We start from the raw sequence: 26,522 nt of genomic DNA, 5'->3' as shown, positions 1-26,522 counted from the left end.
CTGTTCAGAGCGCCCGGAGGCCGCTGATCACGTCGCGCAGAATACTCTCGTCCGGCAGCTCGGCGGGGGGAACGGGGCGGGTCACGTGCACCAGTTCGTGGGCCACCAGGTCCCCGATCAGAACGCGGACCACGCCGATGGGCAGATCGAGTTCCGCCGCCAGTTCGGCGACCGACTGCGGCGTGTCACGGCAGAGCTCGACGATGTCCACGTGCTCGGGCGACAGCGTCTGGTCCGCCTCCGGGGCGCCGGCGGCCCAGTCCTCGGCGATGACGACCGCGATCAGGTCGAGGCGGTGCTGTGCGGGGCTCGTGGTGCGCCCGCGCGTCATGGCGTACGGGCGCACCACGGGACCGGCTTCGTCGTCGAACCAGCGGGGCGTCTGCTGTGGTTCCGGCGCCCCCCTCGCCGCGGCTGTGCCCGGTAAGCCCCGCAGGGTCTGTGCTCTCTGTGCCCTCTGCGCGCGCTGTGCCCTCTGCGTTCTCTGTGTCCTCTGCGTGCTCTGCGTTCCTCTGCCGTCGTCGCTCATGACCTCCCACTACCCTCCCGCGGGCAGGTCCGTGCGCGGCGCCGTGCCCAGATGCACACCCACCCTCTTGACCAGCAGCGTCATCTCGTATGCGACCAGGCCGACATCGGAATCCGCTTCCGCGAGGACGGCGAGGCAGCTGCCGTCGCCCGCGGCGGTGACGAAGAGGAACGCGTCGTCGAGCTCGACCACGGTCTGGCGGACCTTGCCCGCGTCGAAGTGGCGGCCCACGCCCTTGGCGAGACTGTGGAACCCGGAGGCGACGGCGGCGAGGTGTTCGCTGTCCTCCCTCGTCAGGTTCTTGGACACGCCGGTGGGCAGGCCGTCCCCGGAGAGCACGAGTGCCTTGCGGATGCTGGCGACGCGCTGCACCAGGTCGTCGAGGAGCCAGTTCAGCTCACCCGGCCCCCCGGTCGTGGCGGTGCGTGCGTCGGCCTTCGGTGCGGTCATCGACCGTTCCCCTCAGATGTCGTTCCTGGTGCTGTGCCGTCCGTGGCGTCGTCGCCGGCGGCATTCTCGTCGCGGCCGCGCTGCCAGCCCCGCTGAAGCGAGGCCATGCGGCTACGTACCTCCTCCGCGTCCCGCTCCTCCGGCCGGGTCTCGGCGCGCTCGGAGCGGCGGTCGGGTCCGTCCTTCAACTGCGGGGCGAGATTGGCCTGCCGGATCCGGCGGGGCAGTCCGCCCAGGACGGTCGTGGTGGTGCTCCGGTCCCGGTCGACGTCCGCGAGGGGCTCCGGGGCGGGGCGGGGCCTGGTCTCGGCCCCTGCCGGGGTGGTGCGGTCTCGGGTGGTGCGGTCCGGAGCGGCGCCGCCCTGCGGGCCGGTGCGGCGGGTGCGCCGCGGAAGGTCGAGCGAGTCGAGCGACCCCTCGGCGGCGGTGACGTCGCGGTGCGGCGGGGACAGGTCGGGCCAGGCGGACCGCGGCCGGGGCTGCGAGGGCTCCGGAGTCATGTCCTCCGCCGCCGGGGCCAGCGGCCTGCCCTCCTGGGACCTGCCGTGCGTGACGGGGCGGCCGTGCGAGCTGACCAGCTTCGGGGTCCTGCGGCGCGGCAGCGGCACGGGATCACCGGGGCGGGTGTCATCGGCGGGGTCGTCGTCGAGGCGGGACTGCGGGACGTCGCGGCGGATGGGCCCGGGGTGGCCGGACTCCCGGTCGTCGCGGGCGTGCTGGTGTTCGCCCGGCGCGCCGGGTGCCCGGCGGCGGGGGCGGAAGAGGTCGCCGCGCTCGCTGTCGTCGTCGCCGAGCGCGCCGGGGAAGCCGTCGAGGTCCGCCATGCCGACGGGCGCCTCGAGCTCGACGGGGCCGTCGAGCAGGGAGGCGGGCAGGCCGGGCAGTTGCACGGGGACCTGGGCCAGGGCCGCCGCGCGGTCCGCCGCCTTGTCGGTGCTCGCCGCGGCCTCCTTGGCCTGCGGCCGGTCGAGCCGGAAGCCGACGCCGCCGGTGTCGGGGACGTCGTCGGTGAGCAGGGCCTCGGGGATGAAGACGACGGCGGTCGTACCGCCGTAGGGGGAGGGTTGCAGGGAGACGCGGACCCGCTGGCGCTGGGCGAGTCGGCTGACGACGAAGAGGCCGAGCCGGTCGGTGTCGGACAGTTCGAACTCGGGGGTCTCCGCGAGGCGGAGGTTGGCGTCCAGCAGGGCGTCGGGGGCCATGCCGAGCCCCCGGTCGTGGATCTCCAGGGTGAAGCCGTTGGCGACGTGCTCGCCCAGGACCTGGACGGCGGTGTGCGGGGGCGAGAACACCGTGGCGTTCTCCAGGAGTTCGGCCATCAGGTGCGTGAGGTCGGCGACGGCCGGGCCGGTGACGGCGATGCGCGGCAGGCGGCGCACCTCGATGCGTTCGTAGTCCTCGACCTCGGCGACGGCGGCCCGTACGACGTCCATGAGCTGGACGGGCTTGCGCCACTGCCGGGACGGGGCGGCCCCGGAGAGGATGACGAGGCCCTCGGCGTGCCGCCGCATGCGGGTGGTCAGGTGGTCGAGGCGGAAGAGGTCGGCGAGCTCGTCGGTGTCCTCGGTCCTGCGCTCCATGGTGTCCAGGAGCGTGAGCTGCTTGTGCAGCAGGACCTGACTGCGGCGGGCGAGGTTGACGAAGACCTCGGAGACGCCGCGCCGCAGGTCGGCCTGTTTGACGGTGGCCTCGACCGCGGCGCGCTGGAGGGTGTTGAGGGCCTGGCCGACCTGGCCGATCTCGTCCTTGTCGTACGTCAGCCGGGGCGCCTCGGTCTCCACGTCGATCTGTTCGCCGGCTGCCAGGCGGCGCAGCACGCCCGGCAGCCGGACTCCGGAGGCCTCGTGGGCCTCCAGTCGCAGACGGCGCAGGTCACGGATGAGACCGCGGCCGATGCGTACGGACAGGAAGACCGAGACCAGCAGCGCGAGGAGCCCGAGGACGCCGGCCAGGACGACACGCACGACCACGCCGACGGCGGCCGGTTCGACGCGGTCCCTCAAGCGGTCGCTCGCTTCGACGTCGCGCTCGGCGAGGTCTTTCAGGACCCGGCCCGCGGCGGCGTCCCAGTGTGCGGACGTCACCGCGCGCGGGGTGCCGGGCGCGGACTCGATGACGTCCTTCTCGGCCTTGCGCAGCTGTGTGGTGTCGGCGCCGTTCCAATAGCGCTCGTAGCGGCCGCGGTCGTCCTCCGGAAGCGGCGCGAGGTTCACCTCGTACAGCAGGGAACGCTGCGCCCTGAGTTCGGCGACCTGCCGGATCTCGGACCTGGTGAGGCGCCGCGCGACGAGCGCGGAGCCGAGCAACGCGTCTTCGCGGGAGAGCAGTTCACGCGCGCGTGTCACGCCGACGAGCGCGCGGCCCTGCTGGTCGAGGCTGACGTCGTCGAGGTAGGCGAAGCCGTTGAGGGTAGTGAGCAGGCCGAAGCAGGGGTCGATCAGCTTGGTGTACATCTTCAGGGCGCCGGCCCTGGTGATGGTGCCCTCTTCGACGGTGCGGCGCAGCGACTCGATGCCGTCGAAGGCGTCGAGGAGCGAGGTCAGCCGCTTGCGCGAACTCTCGTCGATGCTGTCGCGCAGGTCCGGGTCCTTGGCGTTCGTACGGACCTCGGCGATCATGTCATCGGTCGCGTCGCGGCTGCGGCGCAGGGCCGCGAGGGCGTCGGACGCGCGCGGGTCGGCGAGGTAGACGAGGGTCTGGCGGCGCTCCTGCTGGACGACGCGGACCGTGTCCTCGATCGGGTATCCGAGCTTGTCGACGACGTTGGCCGTGTCGAGCAGGGCGCTCGCCTCGCGGCCGGTGATGACGGTGGCGAAGCCCCAGATGGCGGTCAGGGAAACCAGCGGCACGAGCAGCAGTGCCACGATCTTCCGGCGGATGGACTTCCCGCGAAAGCGCATGGCCTCCCCCAGATCGGCCCCCTGCGGCCGTTGCACGGGCCAGGGGCACACATGTGCGTCAACAAACGGCGCGAGCCTACTACTGACACACGAGCAACTCGAAGACGCTTCCGAGCGCTTTTCGGCCGTGACGCGAAAGAGACGTCCGCAGTTGTCCCTCCATTACGGGAGATTGCGTCCCAGCCCGTGACGCCTGCCGCCGGGGTCCATCCCCCGTCGTACGTACGCCAGTTGGCCGGAATACTTCGCTTCGCGGAACCGGAACGGGAATCTTTCCGATCTCTCGTTCGTCGATCAGGAGAGACGGTCAAGAGTCCTCGGGGAGAGGGCGGGCCGCGGGGCAGGCGGCATAAAGCGCAGTAAACCGGGCAGCCACAGGTGAGTTGGGCCAGAGGCGTCCCCGGAAGATGTTCGTGAACGGCCGCGAAGCAGCGGGGGAGTGACGAAATGATGGGCACGGCAGAGCGCCACGAGGCGTCGGTGTCAGGCAATGGCGGGGACGAGAGGACAGCGGCGCGCGTAGCCGCCCCGCAGGGGGACGACGAGCGCCCGGCGTCCCGTCCGCCGCTGTGGGTCGAGGAGCCCGCCCGTAGGAGGCGGCTGCCCGATCCGGTCCGGACGGCGGCCGTCCGGGCCGTGATCCTGGTGGCGGTGACCCTGGTGCAGGCGATGGTCGCCTTCCTCGCCGCCCTCGCGGGGTCCTGGCTCTCCTTCCCCATGGTGCTGAGCAGCGTGGCGAGCACGATCGTGGCCACCTGGGGCGTGCTCGACGTATGGGTGACCCGGCAGGTGTGGAAGCAACGGCACGGCGTGGTGTCCATGCCGAGCAGCACGGCGCGACAGCTGCGGCGCGAGCGGCGCCGGGCCCGACGGCAGGCGCGGGTCGCGGCGCGCGGCAAGGTGCGCATACGCAGGCGGGGCGGCGCGGGCCAGCTCTCGCATTCCTGAGGGGGCGTCACCCTGCCGCGGGCTTCGCCGGACGGTGTCGTCGTGGCGGCGCGCGGGGCGGCCGCGCTCCCGCGCCGGACAGCCCTGGGGCCGACGGAGGATCCCGGTCCCGCCCGGTCGGCTCAGGCCTGTACGGGACGCCGCTCCGGCCGGCTCAGACCTGTACGGGCGGCCTCGCGGTCCGGGCAGTGGGTTCCTCGGAGGTCTCGGGTTCCTCCGAGGCCTCTTCGGCAGCGGCCACAAGTTCTCTGCGCACCTTCATGAACGGCCGGGCGCGATCGACCGCGAGGGCGGCGGTCCTGCGGCCGGCGCGCTCATAGACGGCGAGGAAGCCGCCCTCCCCCACGGCCTCCGCGGAGCCCTCGACGATCCGTACGGTGTCGCCTTCGCGGCGCCGCCCGGCGAACTGGAGACGGGAGCCGTACTGATCCGACCAGAAGTACGGCAGTGGGCGGAGCGTCTCGACCGTGTGCCCGGCGAGCAAGTTCCTGACCGCCACGCGGGGTTGCTCCGTGGCGCTCGTCCAGTGCTCGGCGCGGATCCCGCCCGCGCGGGCCACATCGCCCACCGCGACGACCTGCGGCAGCGCGGTGACGCAGCCGTCGTCGCACAGGACGCCGTCGTCCAGGGCGAGGGGCGAGCCCGCGAGCCAGTCGGTGCAGGGCGTGGCCCCGATGCCGACGACGACCACGTCCGCGGGCAGCAGGCGCCCGTCGGACAGCTCCACGCCCGTGACGGCGCCGCCACGGGCGGGTGTCGGCGCGTCGCCCCGGAGTGCGGCCACCCCCGTTCCCGTCAGCAGCCGTGCGCCACCGCGCGCGTGCAGCCCCGCGCACGCGGCAGCCATCTCCGTCCCGAGGTGGGCGGCGAGCGGCAGGGGCGCGGCCTCGACGACCGTGACGTCATGGCCGAGCGCCACGCACGAGGACGCGGTCTCGGCGCCGATGAAGCCGCCGCCGATCACGACCACGCGCCGCGGGCCACGGACCAACTCCACCCGCAGCGCGCGGGCGTCGTCCAGGGTGCGCAGGGTGTGGACGCCCGTGAGAGCCGGGCCGGGCAGGCGCCGCGCGGACGCCCCGGTAGCGATGACCACGCCGTCGCTCGCCAGTGTGCGGCCGTCGTCGAGGACGACCATGCGGCCACGCGCATCGAGGGCCCGCGCGCGCGTGCCGAGGACCCACTCGACGGCCAGCTCCGCCGTCTCCTCCGGTTCGGCCAGGGCGAGTTGGTCCTCGGCGCCGCCTCCGGTGAGGAAGCCCTTGGACAGGGGCGGCCGGTCGTAGGGCCGGTGCGGCTCGGCACCGACGACGACCAGGCGCCCGTCGAACCCCTGGGCGCGCAGTTCCCGCGCCGCGTACAGCCCCGCGAGCGAGGCCCCGACCACGGTGACGGTCCTCATGCGGCCCGCGGTGACAGAGCCCATGCGGCCCCCGGTGACAGAGCTCATGCGGCGGAGCCTTCCTCGGCGGCGGCCAGGCGCACGTGGACGACGCCGTCCTCGACGTACACCTGGTGGGTGCGGACGGGCCTGCGGGCGGGCAGACAGGTGGGTCGCCCGGTGCGGAGATCGAATGACGCGGCGTGGAGCGGGCATTCGACCAGACAGCCCTCCAGCCACCCCTCCGAGAGGGAGGCGTCCTGATGGCTGCATGTGTCGTCGATGGCGAAGAGTTCACCGTCGGCGTTGAACACCGCGACGGGCGGCGTGGTGTCGAGGCGGACGGACTCGCCCGCGGGGAGGTCTTCGAGGCGGCATACGGGAATCATGGGCCCCCCTCTGATGTCGTTAGGCCCGGTCCTCGCCCCTTCTCGGGCCAGGACCCTTCGGTAACATGATGTTTCGCATGGCGCACGAGGGAGCGCTATGCGCAACAGAATCCGGTCGGGGTGCCCGTCGCGTCAAGGGCTTCCCGAAGACGCGGCTGCTACAGGCCGCCAGGTGGTGAGAGTCGAGTCATGACCGGCACGCGGAAACAGCCTGATCAGAGCAGTGGGCCGAAGGGCGAGCCACGGGAGGGGCCGCCCAGGACGACCGCCGGATCCGTGCAGTCCGTGGACCGCGCGGTGAGCGTCCTGGAGATCCTCGCGCGGCACGGCGAGGCCGGGGTGACGGAGATCGCCGACGAGTTGGGCGTCCACAAGTCGACGGCGTTCCGGCTCCTCGGGGTGCTGGAGAACCGCGGCCTGGTCGGCCAGGCCAAGGATCGCGGGAAGTACTTCCTGGGTGCGGGCGTACTCCGCCTCGCGGGGGCGGCGGCAGTGCGCATGGACATCTCCCAGGAGGGCGGCCCGGTCTGCCGCGAACTCGCCGACGAGGTGGGTGAGACCGTCAACATCGCGGTCCTGGACGACGACGCGGCGGTCAACATCATGCAGGCGCGCGGCCCGGCGTCGGTGACCGCGCAGAACTGGCTCGGCCGGCGCACGCCACTGCACGCCACGTCCAGCGGCAAGGTGCTCCTCGCGCACCTGCCGACGACGCTGCGGGAGGGGCTGCTGGCCCGCACGCTGCCCCGCCTGACCGAGCACACGGTGACCGGCACGGCGGCGCTGCGCGGCGAGCTGGAGGCCGTCGTGGGGCAGGGCTTCGCGGTCGCCGTCGAGGAGTTGGAGGTGGGCCTCGCCGCGGTCGCCGCGCCGGTGCGCGCGCACGACGGCAAGGTGATCGGCGCGCTCAGCGCGTCGGGGCCGGTGTACCGGCTGACCGAGGACCGCCTCACCGAGCTGGCCAAGCGCACGGTCGCGGCGGCCGTGGAGCTCTCCCGGCGGATGGGATACGGCTTCTGACCGGAGAGCACCCCGTGGGCGGGACCAGGAGTTCCTGGTCCCGCCCACGCGCGTATCGGCCATGTTCCGGCACGCCTCCGCTGTTTTGCGAAGGGTTGACCACGCCCTCTTGACGGCCTCTTGATGGCGTTCCCACTATGTCTCTCATAGCGCAACCGATCGTGCACTACGCAACAGCACCGCCGTGCCGTACGCATCCATGCCGTCGAGCCGTGCGCAAGCGCAGAGGAGGCTGGCCGTGCCCCATGAGGTCCGTGCCGTCGTCGCCGTGAAGAAGGGCGCACCCGTGGAGGTGCGGACGATCGTCGTGCCCGATCCCGGCCCCGGAGAGGTGCTCGTCTCCGTGCAGGCCTGCGGGGTCTGTCATACGGATCTGCACTACCGGGAGGGCGCGATCAACGACGAATTCCCGTTCCTGCTCGGCCATGAGGCGGCGGGCACCGTCGAGGCGGTCGCCGCGGACGTCACCGATCTCGCCCTCGGCGACTATGTGGTGATCGCCTGGCGGGCGCCCTGCGGGACCTGCCGCTCTTGTCTCCGCGGGCGCCCCTGGTACTGCTTCGACTCGCGCAACGCCGACCAGCCGATGACGCTTCTCGACGGCACACCGCTGAGCGCCGCGCTCGGCATCGGCGCCTTCGCGGAGAAGACGCTGGTCGCCGCAGGCCAGGCGGTGAAGGTCGACCCGGCGGCGCGCCCCGAGGCCGTGGGCCTGATCGGCTGCGGCGTGATGGCGGGGTACGGGGCCGCCGTGAACACCGGCGGGGTGGGCCGTGGCGACACCGTCGCCGTGATCGGCTGCGGCGGTGTCGGCGACGCCGCGATCGCCGGGGCGTCCCTGGCCGGGGCGCGGCGCGTCATCGCCGTCGACATCGACGACACGAAGCTGGACGGGGCGACCCGGTTCGGCGCCACGCACACCGTCAACTCCCGCGGCACCGACCCCGTGGTGGCCGTGCGCGAGCTGACCGGCGGGCACGGGGTCGATGTCGCGATCGACGCGGTCGGCACCCCGTCGACGTACAAGCAGGCGTTCTACATGCGCGACCACGCGGGTGTGCTGGTGCAGGTGGGGGTGCCTGATCCGGAGATGACGGTCGATCTGCCGCTGATCGACCTCTTCTCGCGCGGCGGCGCCCTCAAGTCGTCGTGGTACGGCGACTGCCTGCCCACGCGGGACTTCCCGATCCTCGTCGACCAGTACCTCAGCCGCCGTCTCGACCTCGGCGGCTTCGTCTCCGAGACGATCACCCTGGACCAGGTGGAGGAGGCCTTCGCGAGCATGCGGCGCGGTGAGGTGCTGCGCTCGGTGGTGGTCCTGTGAGGCGCTCCGCCGCGCACGCCACGGTGGGGCCGACGGCACGGCCCCGCGTGGTCGTCATCGGCGCCGGGATCGTCGGCTGCTCGCTCGCCGACGAGCTGACCGCCCGCGGCTGGACCGATGTCACCGTGCTCGACCAGGGGCCGCTGCCCGCGCCGGGCGGCTCCACGTCACACGCGCCGGGGCTGGTCTTCCGGACCGGGCCTTCCAAGACCCTGACCGCGTTCGCGGCGTACACGGTGGAGAAGTTCACCTCTCTGGAGGTCGACGGGCTCTCCTGCTTCCTGCCGGTCGGCGGCCTGGAGCTGGCCACCACGCCCGAGCGCTGGGCCGATCTGCACCGCAAGGCCGGTCTCGCCGCTTCGTGGGGCGTCCGCGCCGAGCTCGTCGGCCCCGAGCGGTGCAAGGAACTGTGGCCGCTCGTCGACGCGACCCGGCTCCACGGCGGCCTGTACACGCCCGACGACGGCCTGGCCCGTGCCGTGCCCGCCTGCCGGGCGCAGATGGAACGGGCACGCGCGCGTGGAGCACGTTTTCTGGACCGGCACACCGTGACCGGCATCGAACGGGACGGCGATCGCGTGGCGGCCGTCGTCACCGACCGCGGCACCTTCCCCGCCGACCACGTCGTCTCGGCGGCCGGCTTCTGGGGACCGGTGGTCGGGCGGATGGCCGGTGTGGACGTACCACTGCTGCCGCTCGCCCACCAGTACGCGAAGACGGGTCCGCTGCCCGGGACGGCGGGCGTCACCGGCCCGGACGCCGAGGCGTCGCGGCCCATCCTGCGCTTCCAGGACCGCGACCTGTACTTCCGTGAACACGCCGACCGCATCGGCATCGGCTCGTACGCCCACCGGCCGCTGCCCGTCGACCCGTTCACCGTGCCCGCGTACGACGACGCCGAGGACATGCCGTCGTCGTACCCCTTCACCGAGGAGGACTTCGCGCCCAGTTGGGAGGAGTGCCGATGGCTGATGCCCTCCCTCAAGGAGACCGAGATCGAGGAGGGCTTCAACGGCGTCTTCTCCTTCACCCCCGACGGCATGCCGCTGCTCGGCCCGTCGCGGGCGCTGCGCGGCTTCTGGCTGGCCGAAGCCGTCTGGGTCACGCACTCCGCGGGCGTCGCCAAGGCCGTCGCCGAGTGGATGGTCGAGGGCCGGCCCTCGCTCGACCTGCACGAGTGCGAGCTGACCCGGTTCGAGGACGCCCAGCGCTCCCCCGCGTACGTCGCCGAGCGCGGCGCACGGCAGTTCATCGAGGTCTATGACGTCATCCACCCGCTCCAGCCCCCGGCCGAGCCGCGCCCCCTACGGGTCAGCCCCTTCCACGCCCGCCAGCAGGATCTCGGCGCGGTCTTCCTGGAGGGCGGCGGCTGGGAGCGTCCGCACTGGTACGAGGCGAACGCGCCCCTGGCCAAGGGCATCGAGGTGCCGCCGCGCGATGCCTGGGCGGCCTGTCACTGGTCCCCGATCGCGGCGGCCGAGGCGCGCGCCACGCGCGAGGGGGTCGCCCTGTACGACATGACGCCCCTGCGCCGCCTGGAGGTCACTGGGCCCGGCTCGCTCGCCTTCCTCCAGCGCATGACCAGCAACAACCTCGCCAAGAAGCCCGGTTCGGTCACCTACACCCTGCTGCTCAACGAGGCAGGCGGCATCCGCTCCGACCTGACCGTGGCGCGGCTGGCTCCCGACCGCTTCCAGGTGGGCGCCAACTCCCCCGCCGACCTGGACTGGCTGCTGCGGCACGCCCCGGACGACGTACAGCTCAGGGACATCACCTCGGGGACCTGCTGCGTCGGCGTCTGGGGCCCGCTGGCCCGCGCGCTCGTCCAGCCGCTCACCCGCGACGACTTCTCGCACGAGGCGTTCGGCTACTTCAAGGCCAAGGAGACGTACATCGGGCACGTCCCGGTGACCGCGATGCGCCTGAGTTACGTCGGTGAACTGGGCTGGGAGCTGTACACCACCGCCGACCTGGGGCTGCGCCTGTGGGACACGCTGTGGGAGGCGGGACGGGCGCACGGCGTGATCGCGGCGGGGCGCTCGGCCTTCAACAGTCTGCGCCTGGAGAAGGGGTACCGCGCCTGGGGCCACGACATGACCAGCGAACACAACCCCTACGAGGCGGGCGTCGGCTTCGCGGTCCGCATGAACAAGGGGGAGTTCGTGGGGCGTTCGGCACTCGAAGAGCTCGGGGCGCCGACCCGCAGGCTCACCGCCCTCCTCCTGGACGACCCGGCCGCCGTCGTCCTCGGCAAGGAACCCGTCTACGTCGACGGCGCCCCCGTCGGGTACGTCACCAGCGCCTCGTACGGCTACACGCTGGGCCGCTGCGTGGCGTACGCCTGGCTGCCGCCTCTGGAGACGGGCACGGGAGTGCACGTGGAGTACTTCGGCGAGAAGGTGCCGGCGACGGTCGCCGTCGAGCCTCTGTTCGACCCGGAGATGACCCGCATCCGCCGCTAGCCGCCGGCCGGTTCGAGAGGCTGCTCCCCCTGATGTCCCGTATCGACCCGTAGCCGCCAGGAGGCGCCCGGTGTCCCCCACCTACGACGTGATCGTGATCGGCCTCGGCGGCATGGGCAGCGCCGCCGCCCACCACCTGTCCGCGCGCGGCGCCCGCGTCCTCGGCCTGGAGAGGTTCGGCCCGGTGCACAACCGCGGTTCCAGTCACGGCGGTTCGCGCATCACCCGGCAGTCCTACTTCGAGGACCCCGCGTACGTACCGCTGCTGCTGCGCGCGTACGAGCTCTACGACCGCCTCGAACGGGACACGGGCCGCGACATCGCCACCCTGTGCGGCGGTGTGATGCTCGGGCGCCCCGACAGCCGCCCCGTCTCCGGCTCGCTGCTCTCCGCCGAGCGGTGGGGCCTGCCCCACGAGATGCTCGACGCCAAGGAGATCCGCCGCCGCTTCCCGACCCTCACCCCGCACGACGACGAAGTGGCGCTCTACGAGGCGCGGGCGGGGCTCGTGCGCCCCGAGAACACCGTGGCCGCCCACCTCCAGCTCGCCACCCGCGACGGCGCCGACCTCCACTTCGAGGAGCCGATGACACGCTGGGAGCCCTGCCGGGACGGTGTGCGCGTGCACACCGCGGAGGACACCTACACGGCGGGCGGCCTGGTGATCTGTCCGGGCGCGTGGGCACCTGAGCTGCTCACCGATCTGGGCGTGCCGTTCAGCATCGAGCGGCAGGTCATGTACTGGTTCCAGCCGACCGGCGGAGTACGGCCGTTCCTCCCGGAGAACCACCCGATCTACATCTGGGAGGACGCGCACGGCGTACAGGTGTACGGATTCCCGTCCATCGACGGTCCGGAGCTCGGAGCCAAGGTCGCCTTCTTCCGCAAGGGCACGCCCTGCACTCCGCGGACCATCGAGCGGACGGTGCACGAGGAGGAGGTCGCCGCGATGGCCGAGCAGGTGGGACGGCTCATCCCGTCGCTCCCCGGCCACTTCCTCAAGGCCGCGACCTGCATGTACTCCAACACCCCCGACGAGCACTTCGTCATCGCGCGCCACCCGGCGCACCCCGGGTCGGTCACCGTCGCGGCCGGATTCTCCGGGCACGGCTTCAAGTTCGTGCCCGTGGTGGGCGAGATCGTCGCCGACCTGGCCCTGGACGGCGCCACCGCGCACCCCATCGAGCTCTTCGACCCCAGCCGCCTCACCGCCGCGCCCGCTTGAGGAGTACGCCACCGTGACGACGACACCCCAGTTCCCGTCGCAGAGCCTCATCGCGACGCTTCCCGGCCACTACTACACCGACCCGGAAGTCTTCCGGCAGGAGCAGGAACACGTCTTCGAAGCCCTCTGGTTCTGCGCGGTGCGCGCCGCCGACCTCGACGCGCCGGGCGCCTTCCGGACGGTCCGGGTCGGCCGGGAGAGCGTTCTGGTCACCCGTTCACGCACCGGGGAGCTGCGGGCCTTCCTCAACGTCTGCCGACACCGCGGTGCCCGCCTGTGCACGGAGGAGTCCGGGCAGGTCCGCCGCGCCCTGCAATGCCCGTACCACGCCTGGACGTACGACCTCGACGGCAAGCTCATCGCCGCGCCCAACCTGGTGAAGATGCCGGACGTGGACCGCTCCGCGTACGGCCTGGTGAGGGTCGCCCTGCGGGAGTGGCTCGGCTACGCGTGGGTGTGTCTGGCCGATGAACCGCCCTCCTTCGAGGAGACCGTGATCGGCGCGGCGGTCGAACGGCTGGGCGACGCGGCATCGATCGAGCGGTACGGCACCGAGCGGCTCGCCCTCGGCAGGCGCATCACGTACGACGTACGGGCGAACTGGAAGCTGATCGTCGAGAACTTCATGGAGTGCTACCACTGCGCGACGATCCACCCCGAGCTGACGGACGTGCTGCCGGAGTTCGCCGACGGCTTCGCCGCGCAGTACTACGTAGGGCACGGCGCCGCGTTCGGTGAGGAGGTCGGCGGCTTCACGGTCGACGGCAGCGCGGGATTCGGCCGCCTCCCCGAGGTCGCGGACGACCAGGACCGCCGCTACTACGCCATCACCGTGAAGCCGGCCGTCTTCGTCAACCTCGTCCCCGACCACGTGATCCTGCACCGGATGTTCCCTACGGCCGAGGACCGCACGATCGTCGAGTGCGACTGGCTGTACGCACCCGACGTCGTCGCGTCCGGCGCCGACCTGTCGAAGTCCGTGGAGCTCTTCCACCGGGTCAACACCCAGGACTTCGCGGCCTGCGAGCGCACCCAGCCCGCGATGGCGTCACGCGCCTACCGCGAGGGCGGGGTGCTGGTGCCGACCGAGCACCACATCGGGCACTTCCACGAGTGGCTCACCAAAACGCTCGCTACATAGCGGCACGCTCGGGGTACGCGGCAGCTCGCTAGGGAGTGGTCGTCGGGCGCTTGTACATCCGGGTGGCCGTTATCTGCCCGTGCACCGTCTCGCCGTCGGGGTCCTCGGGGTCGCGCTGCGGCAGGCCCGGGCGCAGGTGCTCCTCGACGCTGATGTACTTCAGGCCCGCCCGCAGGTCCGCGTCGTTCCGCAAGCGGATGACCAGCGGGAACTCCGCGAGCGCCGTCGTGTCGAACAGCCCGGTCGTGTAGAGCAGCTGCACGCCGAGCGCGTCGGAGACGGCCCGCTGGAGCTCAAGGAGGTACGTCGCGTTGGCACGGCCGATGGGGTTGTCCAGGAAGAGCGTGCCCGCGTGCCGGTGCTTGTCGCGTCCCCGGTCGTTGCTGCGCAGGGCGGCCATCGTGCAGTACAGGGCGATGGCGGCGGTGAGCAGCTGGCCTCCGGAGAAGACGTCGCCCATCTGTCCGACCGGGACGCGCTCGGCACGCAGCACGGCGTCCGGCTTGAGGATCTCGACGGCGACACCGCGCGGCTCCAGGGCGGCCTGGACACCGCGCAGCAGCAGGGACATGCCGTCGCGCCGCATGTCGGAGTTCTTCTTCACCGCCGCGCGCGTGGCCTCGTCGATGACCTCGCCGAGGCGCTCCACGAGGGTGGCCTGGTCGGGCTCCTCGAAGCGGACCCGCAGGAACTCCTGGCCCGACCACTCCCCCAGCCCTTCGGGCAGACGGGACAGGCGCTGGGCGGACCTGAGCGTCGCGAGCGCCGACTCGACGAGGCCGCGCAGGCGGTCGACGATGCTGTCGCGGTTGCGCTCCAGCTGCTCCAGCTCGTCGGTCAGGACGCGCAGCCGGGGCGCGAAGGCGTCGGCCCACTTCTTGGCGTGCTCGGGCAGCGCGGAGGCGGGCAGCTCCCGGATCTGCTGCCGGGCGGGCGTGCGGACCTGCTCGTAGCGGGTCGAGTTCGCGTGGCGTACGAGTATGTCGCTGGCCTCGCGGACGGCCGCCTCGGCGGCGGACAGGTCGGCGGCGCAGCCGCGCAGGGACCGGCGGGTCTCCGCGGCGGCCTGGCGGGCCTCTTCGAGGGTGCCGGGGTAGGGCTCGGGCTCCTCTTCGGGGTCTTCCTGGTGCTCTCGCAGGAGGTCCCGCAGGAGGGCGGCCGTCTCGTCGAAGCCGCCGGCGGCGTCCTCCGTGGCGCGGTGGGCCTGGAGCAGTGCGGCGTGCGCCTCCTTGGCGCGGCTCAGGGCCTCGGTGTGCGCGGCCAGTTCGCCGGTGGCGGTGCGCAGGAGCGCCTGGGCCTGCTCGGCGTCGGCGGGGACGAGCTCTTCGGGCAGCTCGGTGTGGGCCTCGCCGTCCTCCGGGGCATGCCGCTCGGCCTCGCCGCGCAGCCGGCCGAGCTGCTCGCTGGCGGTGGCGGCACGGGCCTCGATGAGCTGGACCTGCGCCTCCGCGCGCGCGGCGGCGGCCTGCCGGGAGGGGCCGTCGGAGCCGTCGGTGCCTTCGAGGAGCAGGGCGGCGCGGGTGCGGACCTTGTTGCTGAGCCGGTCCAGCTCGGCGAGGGCCGCGCTCTCGTCGCTCTCGGCGCGGGCCTGCTCGGCCCGCAGGTCGGCGCCGACGCCCACCTTCTCGTAGAGCTGCGACGCCGCGCGGTATGCCTCGCGGAGGGCGGGCAGCGACGTCTTCGGGGCCTCGGTGTCCTCGGGGATGTCCTCGGGGGCGCCGGCGATCTCGGCGCGCTCGGCGCGCAGCGCGCGGGCGGTGCGGCGGGCGTCGTCGGCGGCGCGCTGGGCGGCGCGGCGGTCCTCGTCGGCGGCGCGGGCGCGGTCCAGGCAGGCCTGGGCGCGGGCCTCGGCCTCGACGGCGTCGTCGGCCAGTTCGCGCAGCTTGGTCTGCCAGCCGGCCCGCTCGCGGAGCCGGAAGGCGAGGCCCGCGAGGGCGTCGGCGGCGCGGCGGGCGCGCTGGGCGGCCTCCTGGCGCTCGTCCCGCACGCGTGCCGCCTCGCCCGCGGCCTCGTCGGCCTCGGCGCGCGCGGTGCGGGCCTCGGTCAGCTCCGCCTCGGCCTCCTCGGCGAAGGCACGTGCTTCCTGGGCGGCGGTGGCGAGTTCGGCGAGGCGGCCGCTCGGGCAGCCGGTCCGCCAGGAGGCCAGGCGCGCGGCCAGCTCGCGGTCCTTGGCGAGGCGGGCGGCGAGCGCGCGGATCTCCTCGTCGCGCTGGGCGGCCCGCGCGCGGAGCGCCTGCCGCTCCTCGTCGGCGGCGTGCTCGTCGTGCATGGCGGGGTTCGGCGGGACGAGAAACACGCTGCCGGCGCTGCTGTCCGTGGCCTGCTCACTCGGCGTGGGGGCGAGGAGGGCGGCGGCGGTGCCCACGGCGACGGCCGAGCGGGGCAGCAGGGCGGCGTCCGCGAGGGCGTCGCGGGCGCGCGCGTGGGTGTCCGGGTCGGTGATGACCACGCCGTCGACCAGCTCGGGCCGGGCGGCGAGCACGCGCGCGTGGTCGGCGGGGTCGACGGCCTGGGCGAGATAGCGCCAGCCGGGCAGCGCGGGGATGCCGTGCTCGCCGAGGAACTCGACGGTGGCGAGGACGTCGGGGCCGGGCGGGAGCAGCCCGCCGTCACCGAGGGCGCCGAGGATGCGGGAGTCGTCGGCGGCGGCGGTGCGCAGGTCGAAGAGCTGGCGTTCGGCGGAGGCGACGCTGTCGTCGAGGAGGGCGCGCAGGTCGTCGGCGGAGCGGTCGAGCTCTTCTACGGAGAGGGCGGTTCCTGCCGCTACGGAGAGGGCGCTTCCCGCTGTGGCGGAGTCTCCGTTCTCGGCGCCGCGCGGCTGTGGTACGGCGCTCCTGCCGGTGGGCAGGCTCAGCAGCTCGGCGAGGCGCTCGTCCCCCGCGATGGCCTCGGCGGCGCGGCGCTCCGCGTCGTGGGCGGCCTCGGCGGCGGTCGCGGCGTCGGAGGCGCGGGCGGCGGTCAGCTCGGCGCGGGCCTCGGCGGCGGCGGCCTCCTTGGCGTGGTCGGCGGCCCGGCGGGCGGCCTCACGCGCGGTGTCCCACGCGGCGACGGTGGTCTTCTCTGCGTCGCTCGCGGCGAGGGCGGCGCGGGCCGGGTCGGCGTCGGGGGCGGTGTCGTCGAGCCAGCCCGCGCGCACGGCCTCCGCGGTCTCCTGCTCGACCTCGGTGAGACGCTGGCGGAGGTGTCCGGCCTCGCTGCGGGCCCGCTGGGCCTCGGTGGCGGCGGCGGTGGCGTCGCGGTGCGCGGCCTCGCCGGTCTCCTGGAGGGCGGCGGAGCGCTCCTCCTCCTCGTTCGCGACGTTCTCGGCGCCTTCGGCGGCGGTGTGCAGGGCGCGGACGAGGTCGGACGCGGCCTTCGCGCGGGCGGCGAGCGCGGGGGCGGCGTCCCGCTCGGCCTCTCGGATCGCGGCGGCCACGCGCGCGGAGCGGTCGGCGGCCGCGCGGTGCCGCAGGACGGCTTCGGCGGCCTGCCAGGCGGCGTGCAGCGTCCGCGCGTCGGCGAGCTCGCGGCGCTGCGCGGCGGCGGCCTTCTCGGCGACGGTGAGCGCCAAGGAGGCGTGGCGGTAGGCCAGTTCGGCGGAGATCAGGGCGCTCTTGCCGCGGGCTCGCTCGGCCTCGGTGACGGTGTGGGCGGCGGCGGTGACCTGCTCGGCGAGCGTCGCGGCGCGGCCCCGCTCCTCGACGGCGCGCGCGGAGAGGCGGCGGGCCAGGGTCCGCGTGCGGCGCTCGGCGGCCGCGTGCACGTCACGCGCGCGTGCCCGGGTCTCGGCGGCTTCGACGATGCGTCCGAGCAGGTCGACGGAGCCCGCGGTGAAGTCCCGCTCGGCCATCAGCTCGGCCCGTCGGCCCAGCTTGTTGCCGAAGCCGTGGACGAGGTCGGCGAGGCCGTCCGTGTCGCGGGTGTCGGTGACGGCACGCAGCAGCAGGTCGGTGAAGTCGGAGTCCTTCTTGACCGCGAAGAGGCCCGCGGCCTCGCCCTCGTCGGCGTTCATCTCCCGCTGGTAGCGGAAGAGTTCGGGGTCGAGGCCCAGGTCGCCGAGGTGTTCGTTCCAGCGGTCGTGGATCTCTTCCCAGTGCACTTCGAGGTGGGGGTACGCCTTGGTCGCCTCGGTCAGGGCGTCCCGGAAGCCCTTCATGGTGCGCCGCCGCCCCTGCGCGCCCGAGGCGCCCTCCGCGGAGGGCCGCACGGCGGTGGACTCGGCGACCGGCAGCGAGTCCAGGCTCATGCCGGGCCCTGGCCGGAAGGAGTACCAGGCCTCGGCGAACTTCCGCGGGTCGTTCGAGACCTGCCGGCCCCGCCATTCGCTGACCTTGCCGACGACCACGCACTCGCCGGTCAGGGTGTGCTGCCACTCCAGGGCGACGTGTCCGCAGTCGTCGGCGAGCAGGAACTTGCGCAGTACGCCGGAGCTGGCGCCGCCGAGCGTGTTCCTGTGACCCGGCAGCATCACCGAGAAGATCAGCTTGAGCAGGACGGACTTGCCGCCGCCGTTCTCCAGGAAGAGCACGCCCGCGGGGGCGGGGCGGCGCGGCGGGCCGGTCGGCTCGTCCTGGAAGAACTCCGCCTGGGTGGGGGCGGGGTCGGGCACCTCGGCGCCCACACCGCGCAGGTCGAGCACGGTGTCGGCGTAGCGCGCACCGGCCGGACCGATGGAGTAGAGGCGGATCCGGGACAGCTCGTACATGGCGGCGGACTCTCGTCGTAAGTAAGTCGTGGGGAACGGCGGGGAGGTGGGGGAAGCGGGCCTGCGGCGTCAGGAGTGGAAGGGCAGTCCCGCGTCGGCGGCCAGCTCCAGGTCGTCGGTGTCTTCGGGGGGCAGCAGCGTCGCCGAGCCGTCGGTGACCGGGACGACGCCGAGCTCCAGGAGCTCCGCCATGGCCGCGCTGCCCGCCATGTCGCGTACCTGCAACTGATAGCGGGCCGTGGTGCGGTACGTCCCTCCGGAGTCGTCGCCCGTGCGCTGGAGGAACCCGGAGTCGGTGAGGAAGGCGACGGCCTTGCCGACGATGCCGGTGGTCGAGCCGGCGAGGCGGCGGGCGTCCTTGGTGGCTCCGGTCGAGCTGCGCCGCGCCCAGATCCGCCAGGCGGCCTCCAGCCCAGGGGCGTCGGTGGCGGGGTCGGTGTTCTCGCCCTGTTCCTCGGCACGCTCCTCCAGGCGGTGGCAGGCCTGGCGTACGAAGGCGTCGACGCCGTTGACCGTGACGCGGCCGATGTAGCCGTCGTCGGCGAGGTCCTCGGGGCGCGGGAAGGCCATGGCGGCGACGGCGAGGTGCGCGAGGCCGTGCAGGAAGCGGTCGGTGGAGTCGGTCGCGGCGCGGCGGGCGTAGTCGCCCATGCGGACGGCGAAGACGGAGTCCTCGGCGGCGGTCACGGCCATCCCCGCGCGCGGGGACACCTCCAGCACGACGAGTCCGAGCCCGGCGGCGACGGCGTCGGCGAGCCGCGCGAAGGGCGGGTCCTCGCGGTAGCGGCGCAGCAGTTCGGCGTACTCCTGGTCGCGGGAGGGCTGGAGCTTCGGCTGTAGCCCGAAGGCGACGAGCCGCGCGGCGTCCGCGGCGTCGCCCGGGGTGAGCGGCGCGGGGCCGACTGGCGCCGTGGCCGACTCCGGCTCGCCCCACGCGGCGTGCTCTGCGGGGTGCTCGGTCACGGCGTGTGCTCCTTGGTGGGGTGGTGCGGGGCGATGCGGCTGCGGTCAGCGGGGTGGCAGGGGGTGAAAGCGCCGAAGCGGCTCACGAGGGTCGTGGTCACGCCGCCTCCTTCCGGTCGGCCGCCATGCCGGCGGCATCCAGGAGGGCCGTGCCGACGATGAGGTCGGCGCCGCCGAACTCCTCGTCCTTCAGTTCCGTTCCGTCGTCCACGGCGAAGAGCAGCTTCTCCTCGCCCTGACGGTAGGCGGTGCCGACCGGCGGGCTGGCCGCGTGGACGGCCAGCAGGGCCACCAGGTACGGCAGTTCGGGGTCGCGGAGCCGGGCCTCCGCGAGCAGGCCCGAGAGGCGGCGCGGCGCGTCGGATGGCAGGTCGAGCAGCTCCATGGCGCTCGCGAGCTGCTCCTCGCTGAAGCGGCTGTCGTCGGGGGTGGCGATCAGGTCCGGCTCGGGCATCTCCGCGCCGAGGTGCTCCCGCTCCATCGGCGGCGTCAGCAGTATGTCGACGAGATCCCCGACCCGGACGGACACGGGCGTACGCAGGCCGGTCCCGCGCGCGAAGAAGGCGTCCGTCACGCGCGTCGCCTGCTCCGCGGGGAGCGGCAGGAGCGGTGCGAGGAGCTGACCGTACAGATCCAGGCCCGCGCGGGCGGTGGGCGTCGCGAACGCCTGCCGGTCCTGCTCGGCACGGAACAGCGGGCCCGCTTCGAGGAGGCGGGACTGGAGCTGGGTGTGGCGGCGGATGCAGTCCTTGACGATGTCGACCAGCTCTGCGGCGCGGCGCTTGTGCTCGGGGTCCTCGGACTCGTCGCGGGCCTTGCGGATGTTGGTCAGGATCGCGTTCTCGTGGCGGTAGCGGTCGGCGACGTGGTCGAGCGCCTCCGCGATCATGTCGGGGACGCTCTGGAGCCAGTCGACCGCGCGGACGTTGCGCCGGGTGGCGTCGAGGGCCTTGCGGAGCGTTTCCGAGTACTGCACGGTGCGGTAGCGGGCCTGTTCGGCGGCGAGCTGCGCGTCGGCGAGCCTGCCGCGGCTGATCAGGACCTCCAGCTTCACCTCGGCGGCGATCTGGGCGCTGGTGACGTCGGTGTCGAGGGCGCCCACCAGGACGTTGACCGCCTCGTCGGTCGTGCGCAGGTAGACGCTGCCGCCGTAACCGGGGACCTCTTCGAGGAGCTTGAAGTCGTAGTCCCTGCGGACATATGTCCCATCAGGTGCGAAGGTTCCGTAGACCGCGCGGAAGCCGCGGTCGACGCTGCCGACGTTGATCAGGTTCTCCAGGACCCAGCGGGCCACGCGCTCGTGCTCGGCGGCGGGGCGCTGCGGGGCCTGCGCGGCGACACGCGGGAGGAGCCTGGCGACGATCTGCTCGTGATCGGCGCCGGTGTCGAAGTCCATGTTGAGCGTGACGAGGTCGATGGCGGACAGGGCCACCTCGGCCATCGCGTACACCGTGTACTCGCCCGCGAGGTTGGCCTTGCGCACGTCGAGGTCGTGCAGCGGGGCCGTGCAGGCCAGGGCGCGCAGGCGGCGCGCCAGGCCCTCGTCGGCGGCCGGGCCCAGAGCGGGCCGCGGCCCCGCGCTGAGCTGGGGCGGAGCGGTGTCCGTAACGGCAGGCGAAGTCACGGTGCACAGACTAGGTCCTCAGTCTGACAACGGTCGAAACGGCGCAGAAGCGACCGGCTCCGCCGCCGGGGGCGGGCCCGGCGGCGCGTCCGCCTCAGCCGCCCTCGCCCACCCGCCGCCGGTACACCTCGACGAGGTTCGCGAGCGAGTCCTCCAGGTAGGCGGCGAGCTGCCGTTCGGCCCGCGCGGCGTGGCCCGCCCGCAGGGTCTCCAGGATCTGCTGGTTGCGTTCGAGGTACGGCTCGTGGAGGCCGCGCGGGTCGTCCACCACGTGGAAGGCCAGGCGCAGTTCGGCGAAGACGCTGCGCATCAGTTCGTCGGTGCGGGCGCTGCCGGCGAGGGCGACGAGCTCGCGGTGGAAGTGGATGTTGGCGGTGGAGACGCCGGTCCAGTCCTTCTCGGCGGCGGCGCGCACGCCTTCGGCGACGACTCCCATGACCGCGTCGAGGGGGTACGGAGGCTCACCGAGTCCTCGGACGACGGCGCACTCCACCAGGCGGCGGGTGCGGTAGATGTCCTCGACGTCCTCGACGGTGAGGATCCGTACGAAGACGCCCCGGTTGAGCTGGTGGACGAGGAGCCGTTCGTGCGTGAGCAACCGGAAGGCCTCGCGGAGCGTGTTGCGGGAGACGCCGAGCGCCCCGCCGATGCTGTCCTCGGACAGGCGCGTGCCGGGCGGGAAGAAGCCCTCGGCGATGCGGCTCCTGAGGATGTCCGAGACCCTCTCCGCGGTGCTGGTGCGCCCGAGGAGCGCACGGTCGTCGGCCAGTCCGCTCACTTCAGCCATCCCCTCAGCCATGCCCGGATTCAATCGCAGATACAAGAACGAGACAACATGGGTATTGAGGGATCGTTCAACGATCCTCTACCTTGTCGGCACGGCTGAACCCCACGGCCCCGCACCGCACGCCCCGTACCGCACGCTTACGCACCGCACGCTCCAGCACCCTCCCGTCCCTCTCCTGCGAGGTGCCCATGAGCACGACCCCACCGCCCAAGGCCGCCCCGGCCGAGACAGGCCCGGGCCCACGCGCCGGCATGCACGCCCCCCAGAACGAACTCATCGACGACAGCGGCGCGTTCGGCTGGCTGCGGGCGCTCGGTCCACGCGGCCGCCGCGCCTTCGCCGGGGCCTTCGGGGGCTACGCCCTCGACTCCTACGACTACTTCACGTTGCCGCTGAGCATGGTGGCGCTCGCCGCGTACTTCGGCCTCGACAGCGGCCAGACCGGGCTCTTCACCACCGTCACCCTGGTCGTCTCCGCGGTCGGCGGCGCCGTCGCGGGCGTGGTCGCCGACCGCATCGGCCGCGTGAAGGCGCTGATGATCACGGTCATCACGTACGCGGTCTTCACCGTCGCCTGCGGTTTCGCGCCCAACTACGAGACGTTGCTGGTCTTCCGCGCCCTCCAGGGCCTCGGGTTCGGCGGCGAGTGGGCGGTCGGCGCGATCCTCGTCGCCGAGTACGCCACCGCCAAGAACCGCGGCCGTACGCTCGGCGCGATCCAGAGCTCCTGGGCCGTCGGCTGGGGCCTCGCCGCGATCGTCTACACCGTGGTGTTCCAGTTCCTGGACGACGACCTCGCCTGGCGCGTGATGTTCTGGACCGGCGCGCTGCCCGCCCTCCTGGTGATCTATGTGCGCCGCAATGTGCACGACGCCCCCGAGGCGGCGGCGGAGCGCCGGAAGAGCGCGAACAGGGGGTCGTTCACGGCCATTTTCAAGCCGGGGCTGCTGCGCGTCACGTGCTTCGCGGTGCTCCTGTCCACCGGAGTGCAGGGCGGTTACTACACGCTGGCCACCTGGGTTCCCACGTATCTGAAGACCGAGCGCGGCCTGACCGTCGTCGGCACCGGCGGCTACCTCACCTTCCTGATCTCCGGTGCCTTCATCGGCTACCTGACGGGTGGTTACCTCACCGACAGGCTCGGCCGTAAACGGAACATCGCGCTCTTCGCGTTCCTCTCCGCGGCCAGCATCCTGGCCTACACGAACATCCCGGACGGGGCCAACGGCCTTCTCCTTGTGCTCGGTTTCCCGCTCGGCTTCTGTATGTCGGCCATCTTCAGCGGCTTCGGCTCCTTCCTGAGCGAGCTGTATCCGGCCGCCGTGCGCGGCACGGGACAGGGCTTCACGTACAACACGGGACGGGCGGTGGGCGCCGTGTTCCCCACCATGGTCGGCTTTCTCGCCGACAGCTGGGGCGTCGGCGGCGCGCTGGTCTTCGGAGCGGTGGGATACGGCCTCGCCGTTATCGCGCTGTTCGGCCTCCCCGAGACGCGAGGGAGGGAACTGCTGTGACGCGAGGAAGGGAAACCGCTGTGATCGAGCACGCGCGCGTGGGCGACCGCGCGACCCGTACCGCCGAGCAGGCCCGTGCGGCGTTCCGTGCGGGCGAGACGAGTCCGACCGCCGGCTGGGCGGCGGGCCGCACACAGGCCAACCTCATCTCCGTCCCCGCCGACTGGGCGTACGAGATGCTGCTGTTCTGCCAGCGCAATCCGAAGCCCTGCCCGGTGCTCGACGTCACGGACGCGGGCTCCTGGGTCACACCGCTCGCCCCGGACGCCGATCTCCGCACGGATCTGCCGCGCTACCGCGTGTGGGAGCACGGCGAACTGGTCGACGAGCCCACGGACGTCGTCGACCGGTGGCGCGAGGACCTGGTGTCGTTCCTCATCGGGTGCAGCTTCACCTTCGAGTGGGCGCTCGCCGACGCCGGGGTTCCGCTGCGCCACATCGAGCAGGGCCGCAACGTCCCGATGTACGTGACCGCGCGCCCCTGCCGCCCCGCCGGGCGGCTGCACGGCCCCCTGGTCGTGTCGATGCGGCCCGTCCCGCCCGGCCGTCTCGCCGACGCCATCAAGGAGAGCGCGCTGATGCCGGCGGTGCACGGCGGCCCCGTGCACTGCGGCGAACCGGCCGGGCTCGGCATCGAGGATCTGGGCCGGCCCGACTTCGGTGACCCGGTGGCCGCCGAGCCGGACGACATCCCGGTGTTCTGGGCGTGCGGGGTGACACCGCAGGCCGCCGTGATGGCATCGCGGCCGCCCTTCGCGATCACGCACGCCCCGGGCCGGATGTTCATCACCGACGCCCGGGACGAGCAGTACCGCGTGGCTTGACCGACGACAACCACCTGCCACCACCTGGCCGTCAAGAACCCCAGGAGACCTCCGCAGATGAGCACCACCTCCATCGATCTGAACGCCGACCTCGGCGAGGGCTTCGGCCGCTGGCACCTGACCGACGACGAGGAGTTGCTGTCCGTCGTCACCAGCGCCAACGTGGCCTGCGGCTTCCACGCCGGGGACCCGGTCACCATGCGCACGGTGTGCGACCTGGCCGCCGAGCGCGGGGTACGGATCGGCGCACAGGTCTCCTACCGCGACCTGGCGGGCTTCGGGCGGCGCGCGATGGACGTGCCGCCCGACGAGCTGGCGGCCGAAGTGGCCTACCAGATCGGCGCCTTGGAGGTCTTCGCCCGCGCGGCGGGCACGCGCGTGTCGTACGTGAAGCCGCACGGCGCGCTCTACAACCGCGTCGTCCACGACGAGGGCCAGGCTCACGCCGTCGTCGAGGGAGTGCTGCTCGCCGGCGCCTCGCTGCCCGTCCTCGGGCTGCCCGGCTCCCGCTTCCTGGAGTCGGCGGCGAAGGCGGGACTCCCTGCCGTCACCGAGGCGTTCGCGGACCGCGCCTACACAGAAGAGGGCACGCTGGTGCCGAGGGGCAGCGAGGGTGCCGTCATCACGGAGGCGGACGCCGTCGTCGAACGGTCCCTGGGAATGGCACGGTCCGGGACGGTCACCTCCCGCACCGGCCGCGAGATCCCGGTCCGCGCACGGTCGCTGTGCCTGCACGGCGACACTCCAGGGGCGGTGGAGCTGGCCCGCCGGGTCCGGAACCGTCTGGAGGCGGCCGGTGTACGTGTGGCGGCCTTCGCGTGAGGGTGCTGCCGGTGGGCGAGAAGGCCCTGCTCGTCGAAGTGGCCGACGGCGTCGAGGCGCAGGCCCTCCACGCCGAGCTGCTGCGCCGCAGGGCGTCGGGGTCCTTGCGGGTCCGGGAGATCGTCCCCGCGGCCCGCACGGTGCTCCTCGACGGCCTCGACGAGCCCACCCGGGTCGGGGCCGAACTGCCCGGCTGGGAGATCCCGCCGCTGCCCGCGCGCGCGGACGCGGTCCTTGAGATCCCGGTCCGGTACGACGGTCCGGACCTCGCGGACGTCGCCGCGTACTGGGGGGTGGCCGTGCCCGAGGTGGCGCGGATCCACGCGGCGACGCAGTTCCGCGTCGCCTTCTGCGGGTTCGCGCCCGGCTTTGGATACCTGACCGGGCTGCCCGAGCGCTACGAGGTCCCGCGCCGGGCCACGCCCCGCACCTCCGTCCCCGTGGGCAGCGTCGCCCTGGCAGGCCCGTACACGGGCGTGTATCCGCGCGCCTCGCCCGGCGGCTGGCAGCTGATCGGCTCGACGGACGCCGTGCTGTGGGACCACGCGCGCGTGCCCGCCGCGCTGCTCTCCCCCGGCGTACGCGTGCGCTTCGTGGCGGACACCTCGCCGAAGGGGGCGCGATGACCGACCGTGCCTTCGCCGTCGTACGGGCCGGGGCGCTGACCACCGTCCAGGACCTGGGCCGCCCCGGGCACGCCCACCTCGGGGTGCCGCGCTCCGGGGCCCTGGACCCGTCCACGGCCCGCCTGGTCAACCGTCTGGTGGGCAACCCGCCGGACGCCGCCGTCCTGGAGACCACCCTCACCGGCTGCGCCGTACGCCCCCGCCGCCCCGTCACGGTGGCGATCGGCGGCGCGCCCTGCCCCGTGACGGTGGACGGCCGCCCCGCCCCGTGGGGAGCGCCGGTACGGGTGCCCGCGGGGGCGCTCCTGGACGTCGGGGCGGCGCTCTCCGGAGTACGGACGTACATCGCGTTCGACGGCGGGGTGGCCGTGGAGGCGGTGCTCGGCAGCCGCTCCACGGATCTGCTCTCCGGGCTCGGCCCGCCCCCGCTGGCGGACGGTGCGGTGCTGCCGCTGGGCAGCGCGAGCGGCACGCACGCGCGCGTGGACACCGTCCCGCAGCAGGGCCCGCCCCGGGAGCTGGTGCTGCGGGTGACGTTCGGGCCGCGCGCCGACTGGTTCACACCGGCGGCCCTGAACACGCTCACCACGCGCGCGTACCGCGTGTCCTCGGCGAGCAACCGCATCGGTCTGCGCACCGAAGGCCCCGCCCTGGAGCGCGCGCTCCCGGCCGAACTGCCGAGCGAGGGCATGGTGTCGGGTGCCGTGCAGGTGCCGCCGGACGGCAGGCCTGTCGTCTTCCTCGCCGACCATCCGACGACCGGCGGCTACCCGGTGATCGCGGTCGTCCGGGAGACCGACCTGGCGTCAGCGGCCCAGGCGCCACCGGGCACGCCGGTATGGTTCGTGGCCGCGGGCCGCCGCTGACCGGTTCCGCGTCATCACGCGGATGTCGGCGTCAAGGCCGACA

At 73.3% G+C, this 26,522-nt stretch carries 20 protein-coding genes; 11 read left to right on the top strand and 9 right to left on the bottom strand.

All coding sequences use genetic code 11. The annotated features are described in order from the left end of the window. Positions 1 to 4: 4 nt before the first annotated feature. The 3 genes from ACF062_RS29415 to ACF062_RS29405 all read right to left on the bottom strand — a co-directional run bounded on the left by ACF062_RS29415 (position 5) and on the right by ACF062_RS29405 (position 3,879). The gene (locus ACF062_RS29415; RefSeq protein WP_392142702.1) at positions 5 to 436 is read right to left on the bottom strand and encodes a DUF742 domain-containing protein; all 432 of its coding nucleotides are present in this window, start codon (positions 434 to 436) and stop codon (positions 5 to 7) included. Between the two features lie 102 nt (positions 437 to 538). Then, positions 539 to 979 carry a roadblock/LC7 domain-containing protein gene (locus ACF062_RS29410; protein ID WP_223773441.1) on the bottom strand — a complete coding sequence of 147 codons (441 nt, stop codon included), beginning with the start codon at positions 977 to 979 and terminating at the stop codon, positions 539 to 541. After that, the gene (locus ACF062_RS29405) at positions 976 to 3,879 is read right to left on the bottom strand and encodes a nitrate- and nitrite sensing domain-containing protein (RefSeq protein WP_392142661.1); all 2,904 of its coding nucleotides are present in this window, start codon (positions 3,877 to 3,879) and stop codon (positions 976 to 978) included. The genes ACF062_RS29410 and ACF062_RS29405 overlap by 4 nt, the downstream gene beginning before the upstream one ends. A 450-nt stretch (positions 3,880 to 4,329) precedes the next feature. On the opposite strand from ACF062_RS29405, the gene ACF062_RS29400 reads away from it, so the two are divergent. Beyond that, on the top strand, positions 4,330 to 4,827 hold the full coding sequence (locus ACF062_RS29400) for a hypothetical protein (RefSeq protein ID WP_392142701.1): 498 nt from the start codon (positions 4,330 to 4,332) through the stop codon (positions 4,825 to 4,827). Positions 4,828 to 4,981: 154 nt separating this feature from the next. Here the strand turns inward: ACF062_RS29400 and ACF062_RS29395 are convergent, their stop codons facing one another. Together ACF062_RS29395 and ACF062_RS29390 are read right to left on the bottom strand one after the other, a co-directional pair. Further along, the gene (locus tag ACF062_RS29395; RefSeq protein ID WP_392142700.1) at positions 4,982 to 6,229 is read right to left on the bottom strand and encodes an NAD(P)/FAD-dependent oxidoreductase; all 1,248 of its coding nucleotides are present in this window, start codon (positions 6,227 to 6,229) and stop codon (positions 4,982 to 4,984) included. Positions 6,230 to 6,273: 44 nt separating this feature from the next. Then, positions 6,274 to 6,597, bottom strand: coding sequence for a bifunctional 3-phenylpropionate/cinnamic acid dioxygenase ferredoxin subunit (locus ACF062_RS29390; RefSeq protein ID WP_223773444.1), 324 nt, complete (start codon positions 6,595 to 6,597; stop codon positions 6,274 to 6,276). Between the two features lie 276 nt (positions 6,598 to 6,873). On the opposite strand from ACF062_RS29390, the gene ACF062_RS29385 reads away from it, so the two are divergent. The 5 genes from ACF062_RS29385 to ACF062_RS29365 all read left to right on the top strand — a co-directional run bounded on the left by ACF062_RS29385 (position 6,874) and on the right by ACF062_RS29365 (position 13,769). After that, on the top strand, positions 6,874 to 7,617 hold the full coding sequence (locus tag ACF062_RS29385) for an IclR family transcriptional regulator (protein ID WP_392142699.1): 744 nt from the start codon (positions 6,874 to 6,876) through the stop codon (positions 7,615 to 7,617). A 238-nt stretch (positions 7,618 to 7,855) separates the two neighbouring features. Then, positions 7,856 to 8,941: an S-(hydroxymethyl)mycothiol dehydrogenase gene (locus ACF062_RS29380; protein WP_392142660.1), complete on the top strand. Its 1,086-nt coding sequence runs from the start codon at positions 7,856 to 7,858 to the stop codon at positions 8,939 to 8,941. Beyond that, complete coding sequence (locus tag ACF062_RS29375) at positions 8,938 to 11,403, top strand: FAD-dependent oxidoreductase (protein ID WP_392142659.1); 2,466 nt, start codon at positions 8,938 to 8,940, stop codon at positions 11,401 to 11,403. Before ACF062_RS29380 ends, ACF062_RS29375 begins: the two co-directional genes overlap by 4 nt. A 70-nt stretch (positions 11,404 to 11,473) precedes the next feature. Beyond that, positions 11,474 to 12,628 carry an N-methyl-L-tryptophan oxidase gene (gene solA, locus ACF062_RS29370; protein WP_392142658.1) on the top strand — a complete coding sequence of 385 codons (1,155 nt, stop codon included), beginning with the start codon at positions 11,474 to 11,476 and terminating at the stop codon, positions 12,626 to 12,628. Between the two features lie 13 nt (positions 12,629 to 12,641). Further along, on the top strand, positions 12,642 to 13,769 hold the full coding sequence (locus ACF062_RS29365) for an aromatic ring-hydroxylating dioxygenase subunit alpha (RefSeq protein ID WP_392142657.1): 1,128 nt from the start codon (positions 12,642 to 12,644) through the stop codon (positions 13,767 to 13,769). Between the two features lie 28 nt (positions 13,770 to 13,797). Here ACF062_RS29365 and ACF062_RS29360 read toward each other — a convergent pair whose 3' ends face one another. The 4 genes from ACF062_RS29360 to ACF062_RS29345 all read right to left on the bottom strand — a co-directional run bounded on the left by ACF062_RS29360 (position 13,798) and on the right by ACF062_RS29345 (position 21,827). Beyond that, positions 13,798 to 18,453 (bottom strand): hypothetical protein, encoded by a 4,656-nt coding sequence (locus ACF062_RS29360; RefSeq protein WP_392142656.1) that lies wholly within the window; start codon positions 18,451 to 18,453, stop codon positions 13,798 to 13,800. 69 nt (positions 18,454 to 18,522) lie between these two features. Further along, positions 18,523 to 19,416, bottom strand: a complete 894-nt coding sequence (locus ACF062_RS29355) for a hypothetical protein (protein ID WP_392142655.1) — start codon at positions 19,414 to 19,416, stop codon at positions 18,523 to 18,525. Between the two features lie 97 nt (positions 19,417 to 19,513). Next, positions 19,514 to 21,040, bottom strand: coding sequence for a hypothetical protein (locus ACF062_RS29350; RefSeq protein WP_392142654.1), 1,527 nt, complete (start codon positions 21,038 to 21,040; stop codon positions 19,514 to 19,516). Between the two features lie 94 nt (positions 21,041 to 21,134). Then, entirely contained in the window at positions 21,135 to 21,827 is a 693-nt protein-coding gene (locus ACF062_RS29345) for a GntR family transcriptional regulator (protein ID WP_392142698.1), read from the bottom strand. Positions 21,828 to 22,015: 188 nt separating this feature from the next. Between ACF062_RS29345 and ACF062_RS29340 the strand changes: the two genes are divergently transcribed. Genes ACF062_RS29340 through ACF062_RS29320 form a run of 5 tightly spaced genes read left to right on the top strand, consistent with a single transcriptional unit; the run spans position 22,016 to position 26,479 of the window. Continuing rightward, positions 22,016 to 23,341 carry an MFS transporter gene (locus ACF062_RS29340; protein WP_392142653.1) on the top strand — a complete coding sequence of 442 codons (1,326 nt, stop codon included), beginning with the start codon at positions 22,016 to 22,018 and terminating at the stop codon, positions 23,339 to 23,341. A 20-nt stretch (positions 23,342 to 23,361) separates the two neighbouring features. After that, a complete protein-coding gene (locus tag ACF062_RS29335) occupies positions 23,362 to 24,165 on the top strand; it encodes a putative hydro-lyase (RefSeq protein ID WP_392142652.1) in 804 nt (267 codons plus the stop codon). A 57-nt stretch (positions 24,166 to 24,222) separates the two neighbouring features. After that, positions 24,223 to 24,987, top strand: a complete 765-nt coding sequence (locus tag ACF062_RS29330) for a LamB/YcsF family protein (protein WP_392142651.1) — start codon at positions 24,223 to 24,225, stop codon at positions 24,985 to 24,987. Further along, positions 24,984 to 25,613 (top strand): allophanate hydrolase subunit 1, encoded by a 630-nt coding sequence (locus tag ACF062_RS29325; RefSeq protein WP_392142650.1) that lies wholly within the window; start codon positions 24,984 to 24,986, stop codon positions 25,611 to 25,613. The genes ACF062_RS29330 and ACF062_RS29325 overlap by 4 nt, the downstream gene beginning before the upstream one ends. Beyond that, complete coding sequence (locus ACF062_RS29320) at positions 25,610 to 26,479, top strand: biotin-dependent carboxyltransferase family protein (RefSeq protein WP_392142649.1); 870 nt, start codon at positions 25,610 to 25,612, stop codon at positions 26,477 to 26,479. Before ACF062_RS29325 ends, ACF062_RS29320 begins: the two co-directional genes overlap by 4 nt. The last annotated feature ends 43 nt before the right edge of the window (positions 26,480 to 26,522 follow it).

Source organism: Streptomyces sp. NPDC015345 (assembly GCF_043078805.1).
GTDB lineage: Bacteria > Actinomycetota > Actinomycetes > Streptomycetales > Streptomycetaceae > Streptomyces.
This window is presented reverse-complemented; position numbering and strand designations above follow the sequence as displayed.